The 12,775-nt window shown below is 58.6% G+C and carries 12 protein-coding genes; 4 read left to right on the top strand and 8 right to left on the bottom strand.

Annotation, left to right across the window (positions count from 1 at the left end; genetic code table 11):
• Window positions 1-52: 52 nt before the first annotated feature.
• The 8 genes from PQR63_RS21415 to leuS form a co-directional block, all read right to left on the bottom strand.
• Complete coding sequence (locus PQR63_RS21415) at window positions 53-472, bottom strand: DoxX family protein (RefSeq protein WP_408169967.1); 420 nt, start codon at window positions 470-472, stop codon at window positions 53-55.
• Between the two features lie 145 nt (window positions 473-617).
• A complete protein-coding gene (locus tag PQR63_RS21410; protein WP_408169966.1) occupies window positions 618-1,859 on the bottom strand; it encodes a THUMP domain-containing class I SAM-dependent RNA methyltransferase in 1,242 nt (413 codons plus the stop codon).
• 193 nt (window positions 1,860-2,052) lie between these two features.
• The gene (locus tag PQR63_RS21405; RefSeq protein WP_408169965.1) at window positions 2,053-2,658 is read right to left on the bottom strand and encodes a 2-hydroxychromene-2-carboxylate isomerase; all 606 of its coding nucleotides are present in this window, start codon (window positions 2,656-2,658) and stop codon (window positions 2,053-2,055) included.
• 74 nt (window positions 2,659-2,732) lie between these two features.
• Window positions 2,733-3,155 carry a CopD family protein gene (locus PQR63_RS21400; protein WP_094565381.1) on the bottom strand — a complete coding sequence of 141 codons (423 nt, stop codon included), beginning with the start codon at window positions 3,153-3,155 and terminating at the stop codon, window positions 2,733-2,735.
• Between the two features lie 45 nt (window positions 3,156-3,200).
• Entirely contained in the window at window positions 3,201-4,472 is a 1,272-nt protein-coding gene (locus PQR63_RS21395; RefSeq protein ID WP_408169964.1) for a glutamate-5-semialdehyde dehydrogenase, read from the bottom strand.
• Window positions 4,473-4,505: 33 nt separating this feature from the next.
• A complete protein-coding gene (gene holA, locus PQR63_RS21390) occupies window positions 4,506-5,525 on the bottom strand; it encodes a DNA polymerase III subunit delta (RefSeq protein WP_408169963.1) in 1,020 nt (339 codons plus the stop codon).
• A gap of 3 nt (window positions 5,526-5,528) precedes the next feature.
• Window positions 5,529-6,059, bottom strand: coding sequence for an LPS-assembly lipoprotein LptE (locus PQR63_RS21385; protein WP_408169962.1), 531 nt, complete (start codon window positions 6,057-6,059; stop codon window positions 5,529-5,531).
• Between the two features lie 63 nt (window positions 6,060-6,122).
• On the bottom strand, window positions 6,123-8,777 hold the full coding sequence (leuS, locus tag PQR63_RS21380; RefSeq protein WP_408169961.1) for a leucine--tRNA ligase: 2,655 nt from the start codon (window positions 8,775-8,777) through the stop codon (window positions 6,123-6,125).
• Between the two features lie 232 nt (window positions 8,778-9,009).
• On the opposite strand from leuS, the gene PQR63_RS21375 reads away from it, so the two are divergent.
• Genes PQR63_RS21375 through PQR63_RS21360 form a run of 4 tightly spaced genes read left to right on the top strand, consistent with a single transcriptional unit; the run spans window position 9,010 to window position 12,774 of the window.
• A complete protein-coding gene (locus PQR63_RS21375) occupies window positions 9,010-10,029 on the top strand; it encodes a LacI family DNA-binding transcriptional regulator (protein WP_408169960.1) in 1,020 nt (339 codons plus the stop codon).
• Window positions 10,030-10,074: 45 nt separating this feature from the next.
• On the top strand, window positions 10,075-11,094 hold the full coding sequence (locus tag PQR63_RS21370; protein ID WP_408169959.1) for an ABC transporter substrate-binding protein: 1,020 nt from the start codon (window positions 10,075-10,077) through the stop codon (window positions 11,092-11,094).
• A gap of 2 nt (window positions 11,095-11,096) precedes the next feature.
• A complete protein-coding gene (locus tag PQR63_RS21365; protein WP_408169958.1) occupies window positions 11,097-11,945 on the top strand; it encodes an ABC transporter permease in 849 nt (282 codons plus the stop codon).
• 25 nt (window positions 11,946-11,970) lie between these two features.
• A complete protein-coding gene (locus PQR63_RS21360) occupies window positions 11,971-12,774 on the top strand; it encodes an ABC transporter permease (protein ID WP_408169957.1) in 804 nt (267 codons plus the stop codon).
• Window position 12,775: the final 1 nt, after the last annotated feature.

Below are 12,775 nucleotides of genomic sequence, written 5' to 3'. Positions count from 1 at the left end.
AATCCAGTCCAGAATTGGGGCCGCCGCCCCGTGGAAAACGTTTTGCTAACGATTATGCAGCGTTGTTCAGACTCTTGCGTTTGAGGGCGAAGGCACCGTTGCCGAGCAGATAGACGGCGATCAGCGCAACAATCCACATGACCAGATATTCCCAGCCGCCCTTGGGGTTGGTGAAGAAGAAGCCGTTCTTGCCGTGCACGGTGACGATGGCGCCGACCAGGTCGATGGCCAGGGGAATCGCCAGCAGATCGCCGTAGAAGCCGATGACGAGTGCGATGCCGCCAACCACTTCCAACAGGATGACCAGATAGGCGAGGAAGCCGGGCAGGCCCAGCGATTCAAAGAACGCAGCGGTACCGGGCAGGGTGAAGACAAAAATCTTCATCGCGGCGTGGGCGAGGAAAAACAAACCGGAAGTCACGCGCAGCAGGAAGGCGGCGTAGTCGGCTTTGGTATTGATGGTAGTGGTCATGTTAGCTCCCAGAGATGAATGAGGCCAGGATTGGCTTCGATGGGAGTAACTGTAAGGAAAAGCGAGCTTGGGATAAATAAGTCGCAGCGGGATGAATTGTCTCGATTGCATTGACAATCGCGACAATTCATCCCGTTGGCAATGCTTAAGCCTGATCTGGCTTGGGCTTGGCCGCCTCACGGCGATTGAAGCCTTCCACCATGTCAAAGCGGAACAGACGGCATTCCAGGGCGCCGTTGAAGAATGGCGTCTTGCGAGCTTCTTTCAGGCGCAACAATTTCGGCAGGCCGAGGTCGGCCGAAAACAGGAATACGCTCCAGCCTGCGAAACGCTGCTTGAGCGTGGTGCCGAAGGCGCTGAAGAAGGCCACAAACAGCTCGTCGGTCGGCACGGCGGCATCGCCGCGCACGCTCAGACGCTCGCCGTAGGGCGGGTTGGTCAGCATGATGCCGGTGGTCGGATTGCCGTTGCCATCCACAGGAGGCTTAACTTCTTGCGCCTCGATCTGCTTCAGCGGCACGTCGAACTGGATACCGGCCTTGCGCAGATTGTTGCGCGCGATGTTGACCATGTCACCGGAAATGTCGCTGCCGAAAATCGTCGGTACGGTCGGCAATGGATTAGGCTTGAAGTTACCTTTGATTGCCAGCCAGGCTTCGGCATCGAAGTTGTCGAACTTCTCAAACGCAAAACGGCGGCGCGCGCCCGGTGGAATGCCGGCCAGCATTTGCGCCGCTTCAGCCAGGATGGTGCCGGAGCCGCACATCGGGTCGAACAGCACCATGCCAGGCTTCCAGCCGCTGGTGCGCAGCAGGCCCGCAGCGAGGTTTTCGCGCAGCGGCGCTTCGCCGGTGTCATCGCGCCAGCCGCGCTTGAACAGCGCTTCGCCGGAGGTATCGAGATAAAGGGTGAAAGTGTGTGCGTCGAGGAAGCCCGAGATGCGCATGTCCGGTGTCTTGGTGTTGACCGATGGACGCTCGTCGAAACGTTCGCGGAAACGGTCGCAGATGGCATCCTTGATTTTCAGCGTGGCGAATTCGAGGCTGCGCAGCGGCGACTTGACCGCGGTCACGTCGACGCGGATCGTGTGCGACACCTCGAACCAGTTCTCCCACTCCTGCTCGAGTGCCATGTCGTAGATGTCGTTTTCGTTCTTGTAGGAGCCGTGGGCCAGGCGCAGCAGCACGCGGCTGGCGATGCGCGAGCGCAGGTTCAACTGGTAAGCGCCGATGATGCTGCCGGAGCAATGCACGCCGCCGGGAACCTGGGTATGTACTTTGAGATTGGCGTCGGGACCGGCCAGCAAGGCGATCTCGTTGAGTTCTTCTGCGAGTGCGATTTCGAGGCCGCGCGGGCAGGGGCAAAAATAGGAATAGTTGGTGCTCATAAGGGGTACCTTTTGTCCGTTGGGGAGAGTGATGCCTGTGTTGCAGCACGATCTGATATCGCGTTGCGGGTGTTTCTTCCGGCGACGTCGACGGCATCTTCCGATCAACGTCGCCGGATTCCCGCCTGGGCGGGAATGACGAATCTCTTACTGTTGTTACTGCCGTTACTGATCTGAAATCAGTTTCGGGAAATTACTTTTCTGCAAATGCACGTTCGACGAAATCGAGTCGATCCTGGCCCCAATAGCCTTCGCCGTCCACGACAAACCATGGTGCGCCGAACACATTGGCGGCGGTGGCTTCTTCGCTGAAACGATCAAACTCAGCTTGCACGCTGGCGGTCTCGGAAGACTTCAGCAGGCTCACGCCGTCATGACCCAGGCCGTTGGCGATTGCCAGCAGCGTATCGTTGTCGGCGATGTTCTTTTCTTCTTCCCAGATCGCACGCATGACGGCGCCGGTCAGCTCCAGCGCGGCGTTGGTGCCGTGCGCCAGTTGTGTGGCGATGATCAGGCGTGCGGCAGCGTCGCTCTGCACCGGGAAGTAAGTCGGTTGCAGGTTCATCGGCAGGCCGAGGAATTTGCTCCAGCGCGCCAGTTCCTTGAGGCGATACGCCTGGCGTTGCGGCGCACGCTTGGCCAGCGGCAAACCACCGGACTGGCCGAAAATCTTGCTCAGGTCGAAAGGCTTGAGCACGACCTGCACATCGTATTGCTTGGCCAAAGCGACAAAACGCGCGTGTCCCAGGTAAGCAAACGGGGAATGCGGCGCGAAGAAGTATTCACATACTTTGCCCATGAAGGACTCCGTAAAAGGTGGGTCGGGTGAATCGAAAGTGGAGCACCAAAAATCAGATAAAAATCAGATAAGAATCAGAACGGCTTGACGACGACCAGGATCACAATGGCCAACAGCAATAATACCGGGACTTCGTTGAACCAGCGGAACCAGGTGTGGCTGCGCTTGTTTTGACCGTTTTCGAACTTCTTGAGCAGCGAACCGCAGGCATGGTGATAACCGATCACCAGAATCACCAGCGCCAGCTTGGCGTGCATCCAGCCGTTGCCCGGACCTTTGCCGATACCGATGACCAGATACAGATACAAGCCCAGCGCGATCGCCGGAATCGCCAGTATGGTGGTAAAGCGATACAGGCGGCGCGCCATGCCGAGCAGGCGTTCTTTGACGACGATTTCGGTTTCCTGCGCCAGATTGACAAAGATGCGCGGCAGGTAGAACAGGCCGGCGAACCACGAGGCAATGAATACGATGTGCAGGGCTTTGATCCAGAGCATGTGACTTCCTTTTTGGCGATTGGCTGAGAGGTAAAACAGTAACGCTTACTGGCGCACTTGCCCTTGTCCCAGTACGACATATTTCAGCGAAGTCAGGCCTTCCAGTCCGACCGGGCCGCGTGCGTGCAGTTTGTCGTTGGAGATGCCGATTTCGGCGCCGAGACCGTATTCGAAACCGTCGGCGAAACGCGTCGAGGCATTGACCATCACCGAGGCCGAATCGACTTCGCGCAGGAAACGCATGGCGCGGGTGTAGTCTTCCGTGATGATGGCGTCCGTGTGCTGCGACGAGTAGGTATTGATGTGCTCGATTGCTTCGTCCATGTCGGCGACGATTTTCACCGCCAGGATCGGGGCCAGATATTCGGTGCTCCAGTCTTCTTCGACGGCTTCTTTCAGCAACGGATAACCAGCCAGGATCTGGCGGCTTTCGGCGTCGCCGCGCAGCTCGACTTCTTTGGCGCGATACAGCTCGGCCAGCTTCGGCAACACGTCGGCTGCGATGGCGCGCGCCACCAGCAGGGTTTCCATGGTGTTGCAGGTGCCGTAGCGGTGGCACTTGGCATTGAAGGCGATGTCCAGCGCCTTTTGCAGATCGGCCTTGTCGTCGATGTAGACGTGGCAGATACCGTCCAGATGTTTGATCATCGGCACTTTGGATTCTTTGATCAGGCGCTCGATTAGTCCTTTGCCGCCGCGCGGTACGATGACGTCAACATATTCGGTCATGGTGATCAGTGCGCCCACGGCAGCACGGTCGGTGGTCTCAACCACTTGGACGGCGTCTTGCGGCAGACCGGCCCCGGTCAGGCCTTCCTTGACCAGTTTCGCCAACGCCTGATTGCAATGAATTGCCTCGGAACCGCCGCGCAGTATCGTCGCGTTGCCGCTCTTGATACACAGGCCGGCAGCGTCGACGGTGACGTTGGGGCGTGCTTCGTAAATGATCCCGATGACGCCCAGCGGCACGCGCATCTGTCCGACCTGGATGCCGGTCGGGCGGTACTTCATGTTGGAAATTTCACCGATAGGATCGGGCAGGGCGACGATCTGTTCCAGGCCTTCGGCCATGGTGGCGATGGCTTTGTCGGACAGCGTCAGGCGGTCGAGCATGGCGTCCGACAAGCCGTTGGCGCGGGCGGCGGCCAGGTCTTGCTGGTTGGCGGCGCGCAAGGTGTCTGCATCACGGCGGATGGCGGCGGCGATCAGCATCAGCGCGCGGTTCTTGGCGGCGCTGTCTGCCTTGGCCATGGCGCGCGACGCCTTGCGGGCGCGCTGGCCGATGTCGGTCATGTATTGTTCGATGTTGAGCGTCATGATGTGTTCTCTAAACTAAATTCAGTAGCTGTCTCAATAGCCGCGTGCGAGCTTGAGGCCCAGCTGCGACAGCGCATCCCAGGCGTCGCCGGAAAATGCCTTCGCCCGCAAGCCCTTGACCATCTTGTCAATCTGCGCGGCTTCCTGCAATGCGGTCTGCAGCGTAGACAGGCTGATGCGGCGCAGTGCCGGTTCCATCAATTTTTCGCGCGGACCCCAGATGCGGTATTCCTTGAGCAGCATGCCCAGTTGCTTGCCTTGCGTAACGCCGGACTTCAGCTTGAGCAGCGTGCGGACTTCTTCGGCGACGGCCCACAGCACCAGCGGCAGGGCTTCGCCTTCGCCCTTCAAACCATCCATCATGCGCATCAGTCGTGCAGCGTCGCCCGACAGCATGGCTTCGTTGAGCTTGAAGACGTCATAGCGTGCCACGTTCAGCACGGCGTCATGCACTTGCTCAAACGTCAGCTTGCCGGTGGGGTAGAGCAGGCCGAGCTTTTGAATCTCCTGATGCGCGGCGAGCAGATTGCCTTCGACGCGGTCGGCGATGAAATCCATGCACTGGCGATCGGCGCTCTGTTGCTGGGCAGCGAGGCGGTTGCCGATCCAACCGGGCAGATGCGCGCGCTCGACCAGCGGAATGTCGATGTACACGCCGGCCTGTTGCAGCGTACCGACCCAGGCGGCTTTCGCGGTGGCCCAGTCCAGCTTGGGCAGGCTGATGATGGTCAGATTGTCGGGATTCAGGTTGGCAGCATATTCCTGCAGCGCCTGGCCACCATCCTTGCCGGGTTTGCCGGTGGGGATGCGCAGCTCGATCAGTTTTTTGTCGCCGAACAGCGATTGCGACTGGTTGGCGGCGAGCAGTTCACCCCATTTGAAGCTGCGTTCCACGACGAGCACGTCGCGTTCGGTATAGCCGTTGGCGCGTGCAGTCTTGCGGATTTTGTCGGCGGCTTCCAGCGCCAGCAGATGTTCGTCGCTGGCGATGACATACAGCGGCGACAGTGATTTCGCCAGGTGCGTCTCAAGCGCGTCTAGCCGCAGCTGCATCTCTTATTCCTCGACGGTTTCGTCGACGTTGGTCTTGGTCGCGGACAGGCGGCGCAGGATCTGTTGAACCAGGTCGCTTTGCATGTCGCGGTACAGCAATACCTCTTCTGCCTGCTTTGCAAGTTCCTGGTTTGGATCATAAGTCACATCGCGCTTCAAGACGATCTGGATGGGAGCGATTGTTACTTTCCCTGCCTGATCTTTCACCTGGAAACTGAAGCGTTGATACAAGCTGTACTCGCGAACCTGACCATTGCTGTTAAGGGTAAGTATCTTCTTCTCAGTTGTATTCGCGAGCACTTGCATTACTGCTTCCGCCTCGGTGGCCTGATCGGTGACTTCCACGCCGCTGGCGCGGATGTAACGCTTCAGCTCGGTACCCAGCGACGAGTTGCCGGAAAAGCCGAGGTAAATCGTCTTGAACGGCAACTGCGCCGGTCCGCGCATGTGAAAGCCGCAGGCGCTGAGCATGACCGCTGCCAGCAGCATCAGGAACCATTGCAGCGCTTTGCGTCGGTGAAGTTGAAATGGCATGTAGTGTGTGTCCGTGGTCAGGTTCGTGGGCGTGAGTTGTACGTATCGCGATGAATACCGATATCAGGCAACGATGTTGATCAGCTTGCCCGGCACGACGATCACTTTCTTCGGTGCGCCGGTCAGGAATTTCTGCACACTTTCGTTGGCCAGCGCCAGTGCTTCAATGGCAGCCTTGTCGGCGTTCTTGGCGACGGTGATGCTGCCGCGCAGTTTGCCGTTGACCTGAATCATCATTTCGATCTCGCTTTGCTCCAGCGCAGAGGCATCAACTTGCGGCCACTCGGCGTCGAGGATATCGCCTTGTTGCTTGGCGAAGCCCAGTTCCTGCCACAACGCGTGCGTAATGTGCGGCGTGATCGGATTGAGGATACGCAGGAAGATCGAGGTGCATTCTGCCAGCACGGCGTTGGCGACCGGGCTGTCTTCCAGCTTGGCGGCTTCGAGCGTGTTGAGCATTTTCATGCAGGCCGATACCACGGTGTTGTACTGAATGCGCTTCAGATCGTGATCGGCTTGCTGCAGGATCTTGTGCACTTCGCGGCGCAGCGTCTTGAGCGCGTCGGTCAGTTGTACAACATCTACAGCACCGGCGCCTTCGATGCGCGCAGCGTTGTTGTAAGCGAACGCCCAGACGCGGCGCAGGAAACGGTTGGCGCCTTCGACACCGGTACCCGACCATTCCAGCGTTTGTTCCGGAGGCGAAGCAAACATGGTGAACAGGCGCGCGGTATCGGCGCCGTATTGGTCGATCTGTGCTTGCGGATCGATACCGTTGTTCTTGGACTTCGACATCTTCTCGGTGCCGCCGATGATGACCGGCTGGCCATCTTCCTTGAGGATGGCCGTAACCGGACGGCCCTTGTCGTCATGCGTCAGTTCGACGTCGGCAGGATTGATCCAGGTCTTCTTGCCGGCGGCGTCTTCGCGATAGTAGGTCTCATTGAGCACCATGCCTTGCGTGAGCAGGTTGGTGAACGGCTCGTCGAACTTCACCAGACCGAAGTCGCGCATGACCTTGGTCCAGAAGCGCGCGTACAGCAAGTGCAACACGGCATGTTCGATACCGCCGATGTACTGATCCATCGGCATCCAATAATCGTTGCGGCTGTCGACCATCGCGTCGCTGCTCTGCGGCGAGGTATAGCGCATGTAGTACCACGACGAGTCGACGAAGGTATCCATCGTGTCGGTTTCGCGGCGCGCCGGTTTGCCGCACTTGGGACAATCGACGTGCAGGAATTTTTCATGCTTGTTGAGCGGGTTGCCGCTGCCGTCCGGCACGCAGTCTTCCGGCAGCACGACCGGCAGATCTTTTTCAGGTACGGGTACGTCACCGCAATCACCGCAGTGGATGATCGGGATCGGCGTGCCCCAGTAACGCTGACGCGAAATGCCCCAGTCACGCAGGCGGAAGGTGACTTTCTTCTCGCCCAGACCCTTGGCGGTCAGATCAGCAGCAACCGCATCGACCGCAGCCTGATAGCCGAGGCCGTCGTATTTGCCGGAGTCGACGGTCTTGCCGCTTTCCTTGTCGCCGTACCATTCTTCCCACGCGTCGGTGGAGTAAGTCTTGCCTTCAACGGCCACGACTTGCTTGATCGCCAGATTGTATTTCTTGGCGAAAGCGAAATCGCGTTCATCATGTGCAGGCACACCCATCACAGCGCCGTCGCCGTAGGTGATCAGCACGTAGTTGCCGACCCACACTTCGACTTGTGCTCCGGTCAGCGGATGCGTGACGAACAGACCGGTCGGCATGCCTTTCTTTTCCATCGTTGCCATGTCAGCTTCGATGACGCTGCCTTTTTTGCATTCGGCGATGAAGTCTTGCAGCGCAGGATTGTTCTTCGCGGCGAAGGTCGCCAGCGCGTGTTCCGGCGCTACAGCGCAGAAGGTCACGCCCATCACGGTGTCGGCACGCGTGGTGAAGACCCACAGCTTACCGTCATTGATGAGTTTATTTTCGTTGCCGTCGTCCTTGATATCGTGCGGGAAGGCGAACCGCACGCCGGTCGACTTGCCGATCCAGTTGGCCTGCATCAGGCGCACGCGCTCAGGCCAACCCGGCAGCTTGGTTTCGACGTGGTCCAGCAGCTCCTCGGCGTAGTCGGTGATCTTGGCGTAGTACATCGGGATTTCACGCTTCTCGATGACCGCGCCCGAGCGCCAGCCACGGCCGTCGATGACTTGTTCGTTGGCCAGCACGGTCTGGTCGATTGGATCCCAGTTCACGGTGCCGGTCTTCTTGTAGATGATGCCCTTCTCAAGCATCTTCAGGAACATCCACTGGTTCCACTTGTAGTATTCAGGCGAGCAGGCCGTCATCTCGCGCGACCAGTCGATCGCCAGACCCATGGAAGCCATCTGCTTCTTCATGTACTCGATGTTCGAGTAAGTCCATTGCGCCGGCGGAACGCCGTTGGCCATCGCTGCGTTTTCCGCAGGCATGCCGAACGCATCCCAGCCCATCGGCATGAGCACGTTGTAGCCGCTCATGCGCAGGTAGCGATACATCACGTCATTGATCGTGTAATTGCGCACGTGACCCATGTGCAGTTTGCCCGATGGGTAAGGCAGCATCGAACAGGCGTAGAACTTCTTCTTGTCGCGGCCGTTCTTGTCTTTCGCGTGTTCGACGGTTTTGTAAGCGTCGGTCGCGATCCAGTGCTGCTGCGCGGATTGTTCTACTTCTGCGGGGCTATATTTATCTTGCATGACGGGTTGAGGCAAAGGAAAGATCGAAACCCGACATTATACTGGCTCGCCTCTGTGTCGACCTAGTTTAGCGTTGATGTCAGTTTGGCCACAAAAAATGACTGTGCGGAAAGATTTTTAATTTCCATAGTGAAATAGTCGCAATTTTTCTCGAAAAAGTTTCAAGGTCATAAGCCCGTAACATTGCGCTGGCACGATGTAATCGTTTTCATAACAGTCATCACCCGACATCGTGCCACCATCCATCAAACAAGTTGCCCAGCAAGCCGGCGTTTCCACCGCGACGGTGTCACGCCTGCTCAACAAGCCGGAATCAGTGAGTTCGGATACGGCCGACAAGATCAATCAGGCCATCGCCGCGTTGGGCTTCCGGCCCAACTTCAACGGCCGCAACCTGCGTGCCGGACGCTCGCGCACTGTTGGCGTCGTCGTACCGACCCTGTCCAACACGGTCTTTGCACAGTGTTTGCAGGGTATCGAGCTGGCGGCGCGTTCGCTGGATTACTCGGTGATGTTCACCGCCACCGAATACCGCCAGGAAGATGAGGCCGCCGCAGTCGATCTGCTGCTGAGTCATCGCGTCGACGGCGTAATCCTGACGGTGGCCGACGCCAGCGCCAGCGCCACGCTGGACGTGCTCGACAGCGAACGTATTCCTTATGTCCTGACTTACAACCAACCGCAGCAGGCTTCTCGCCTGTCGGTCTCGGTTGACAATCGCGCTGCCGCGCGCGACGCAGTGGCACATTTGATTGCATTGGGACATACGCGTATCCAGATGCTGTCTGGTTATTTTCACGCTTCCGACCGCGCGATCCAGCGTTATCAAGGCTACGTCGACGCCATGCGCGAACACGGCCTGACGCCGCTGACGCCGATCGAAGTGCCGCGTCACACCGGTCTCGGTGTCGATTATCTGCAGTCCTTTGCAGACCCGCAGCAGCGCCCGAGCGCCTTGTTCTGTTCGAATGATTTGCTGGCATTTGCGGCCATGCGCGACTTGCGCGCGCTGGGTCTGCGCGTGCCGCAGGATATTTCCGTCATGGGTTTCGACGGCATCCCGCTGGGCGAAATGATGTCGCCCGTACTGGCCAGTGCGGTGCAGCCGTCGGAGCAGATTGGCGAAGTCGCGCTGCGTACGCTGGTGGCGGCAATCGAGCAGGGCAGTCCTGATGGTGCCGGTCAGCCCGCTTCCAGCATTCTCGCGCACGCGATCCGTCACGGCGGATCGGTGCAAATTTTTGTTCCCTGAGTTTTTCGTTTTACAAAATATCAACAGCAACAGAAAGGAATCCCCATGCGCTTATTTGCAAAATCGTCCAAAGTTCTTCAGACGCTCGTAGCTGGTGTAGCACTCGCGGCCTCGTTCAACGTCGCGGCGCAGAACGTCATCTGCTACAACTGTCCGCCGGAATGGGCTGACTGGGCTACCCAGATCAAGACCATCAAGGAAAAGACTGGCATCACCGTGCCGCCTGACAACAAGAACAGCGGTCAGGCGCTGGCGCAGATCATGGCAGAGAAGGCCAGTCCGGTTGCCGACTTCACCTATGTCGGCGTGACCTTCGGTATCGAAGCCAAGAAAAATGACATCATCACCCCGTACAAGCCAGCCGGCTGGAACGACGTGCCTGCCGGTCTGAAAGATCCGGAGGGTTACTGGACCACAATCCACTCGGGCACCATGGGCCTGATGGTCAATGTTGATGCATTGAAGGGCAAGCCGGTACCGCGCTCATGGGCGGATCTGCTCAAGCCTGAGTACAAGGGGCTGATCGGCTACCTGGATCCTGCCAGCGCCTTCGTCGGCTATGTCGGCGCCGTGGCGGTGAACCAGGCTTTGGGTGGCACGCTGGACAACTTCACACCCGGCATCAACTTCTTCAAGTCGCTGCAAAAGAATCAACCGATTGTGCCGAAGCAAACTTCCTACGCACGTCTGATCTCGGGTGAAATTCCTATCCTGTTCGGCTACGACTTCGACGCTTACCGCGCCAAGTACAAGGACAAAGCCAATGTCGCATTCGTGATCCCGGCAGAAGGCAGCGTCACCGTACCTTACGTCGTCAGTCTCGTGAAGAATGGTCCGAACCAGGCCAACGCCAAGAAGGTACTGGATTTCCTGCTGTCGAATGAAGGTCAGGCAATCTGGGCCAACGCTTACCTGCGCCCGGTGCGCGCCTCGGCCATTTCGAAAGAAGCCGAAGCACGTTTCCTGCCTGCCGCCGACTATGCGCGCGCCAAGTCGGTCGACTACGGCAAGATGGCTCAAGTGCAGCGTCAGTTCAGCGAACGTTACCTGGCTGAAGTGAAATAGCGATGTCGGTGCACGTGACTAATAAGTCCCACCGCAAACGCCCGGGCAGCAAAGTCTGGTTGTTTGCGGTGCCGGGCATGACGCTGTTCGCAGCGTTCTGGCTGCTGCCGATGCTGCGTCTGGTCGGCGTCGGCGCCAGCGGTCCGACGGGAGCGATGGCCTATCTGGCCGTCGTGACCAATCGCCACTACTTTTTGAGCCTGGTGTCGACGCTGGTGTTGTCCGGCGTTGTCACCGTGGCGACGCTGGCGATTTCGTCTTTCGTCGGTTTGTTTTTGCAACGTAATCGTTTTCCCGGCAAGCCGCTGCTGCTGGCGATGCTGACGTTTCCGCTGGCGTTCCCCGGTGTGGTGGTCGGTTTCATGGTCATCATGCTGGCCGGACGGCAGGGCCTGATCGGCGCGCTCACCGACAAGTTGTTCGGCGAGTCGCTGGTGTTTGCGTATTCGCTGGCGGGCTTGTTTCTGGGCTATCTGTATTTTTCGATTCCGCGCGTGATCCTCACGGTGATCGCCGCGGCGGAAAAGCTTGATCCTTCACTGGAAGAAGCCGCCCGTTCACTCGGTGCGAATCCGGTGCGCGTGTTCCTCGACGTCATGGTGCCGGCGCTCACGCCTGCGCTGATTTCGTCCGGGGCGATCTGCTTTGCCACCAGCGTCGGCGCCTTCGGCACCGCATTCACGCTGGCGACCAACATTGATGTCTTGCCGATGGCGATCTATAACGAATTCACCAGCTACGCCAATTTCGCGATGTCGGCGGCTTTGTCGATTGTGCTCGGCGTGATTACCTGGATCGCTCTGGCGCTGGCGCGTTCTCTTTCCGGCAGCACTGTGCCGGCAACGGCATAGGGAGGAAAAGACCGTGAAAAAGAGTATGAAGCAATCCTTTCGTTTCTATCTGCAACTGGCGTTCACCTTGTTGGTGTGCGCCTTCCTGATCGTGCCGGTGGTGCTGTCGATGCTGGCCGGCGTGACGGAGAATTTTTTCGTCGGCTTGTCCAGCGGTTTTACTTTGCGCTGGGTGGCGCAGGTGTGGGATACCTATCAGATGACCATCTGGCGTTCCATCGTCATCGCGCTGGCTTGCCTGGCGGTGACGCTGGTCGTTGGCGTGCCGCTGGCTTACATGCTGGCGCGCTACAAGGGTGGCAACAGCCGCCTGGCGCGCGTGTTTGAAGAACTGTTGATGATGCCGGTTGCGGTTCCCGGTCTGGCCACGGCATTGGCGCTGATCATGGCCTACGGCCAGTACCGCGCGTTTCGCAGTAGTTTGCTGTTCATCCTGGTGGGGCACGTATTGTTCACGCTGCCGTTCATGGTGCGGCCGGTGCTGGCGGTGATGCAATCGTCGCAATTGGCGGTGCTGGAAGAGGCCGCAGCTAGTCTCGGCGCGAGCATGTCGCAGCGGTTCTTTGGCGTGGTGGTGCCCAACGTGATGTCCGGTATTCTGGCCGGTGCGCTGATGGTGGTGACCTTGTCCGTCGGTGAGTTTAATATCACCTGGATGCTGCATACGCCGCTGACCATGACTTTGCCTGTGGGACTTGCCGATAGCTACGCGTCGATGCGGCTGGAGGTCGGTTCGGCTTATACGCTGATTTTTCTTTTCATGATTATTCCTCTGCTGATCGCCATGCAATGGGTGACGCAGACTACACGCACACGAGTACGGCTATGAG

Origin of the sequence: Herbaspirillum rhizosphaerae (genome assembly GCF_046025915.1) — a bacterium.
Taxonomy (GTDB): Bacteria; Pseudomonadota; Gammaproteobacteria; order Burkholderiales; family Burkholderiaceae_D; genus Herbaspirillum; species Herbaspirillum rhizosphaerae_A.
The sequence above is the reverse complement of the archived record's forward strand: the minus strand, read 5'-3'. Positions and strand labels throughout refer to the sequence as shown.

Coding starts and splice junctions, on each gene's coding strand:
- PQR63_RS21410 (WP_408169966.1), bottom strand. CDS start 1,859: ATGAGCACCAACTATTCCTATTTTTGCCCCTGCCCGCGCGGCCTCGAA.
- PQR63_RS21395 (WP_408169964.1), bottom strand. CDS start 4,472: ATGACGCTCAACATCGAACAATACATGACCGACATCGGCCAGCGCGCC.
- PQR63_RS21415 (WP_408169967.1), bottom strand. CDS start 472: ATGACCACTACCATCAATACCAAAGCCGACTACGCCGCCTTCCTGCTG.
- PQR63_RS21365 (WP_408169958.1), top strand. CDS start 11,097: ATGTCGGTGCACGTGACTAATAAGTCCCACCGCAAACGCCCGGGCAGC.
- PQR63_RS21385 (WP_408169962.1), bottom strand. CDS start 6,059: ATGCCATTTCAACTTCACCGACGCAAAGCGCTGCAATGGTTCCTGATG.
- PQR63_RS21370 (WP_408169959.1), top strand. CDS start 10,075: ATGCGCTTATTTGCAAAATCGTCCAAAGTTCTTCAGACGCTCGTAGCT.
- PQR63_RS21405 (WP_408169965.1), bottom strand. CDS start 2,658: ATGGGCAAAGTATGTGAATACTTCTTCGCGCCGCATTCCCCGTTTGCT.
- holA (WP_408169963.1), bottom strand. CDS start 5,525: ATGCAGCTGCGGCTAGACGCGCTTGAGACGCACCTGGCGAAATCACTG.
- PQR63_RS21400 (WP_094565381.1), bottom strand. CDS start 3,155: ATGCTCTGGATCAAAGCCCTGCACATCGTATTCATTGCCTCGTGGTTC.
- PQR63_RS21360 (WP_408169957.1), top strand. CDS start 11,971: ATGAAGCAATCCTTTCGTTTCTATCTGCAACTGGCGTTCACCTTGTTG.
- leuS (WP_408169961.1), bottom strand. CDS start 8,777: ATGCAAGATAAATATAGCCCCGCAGAAGTAGAACAATCCGCGCAGCAG.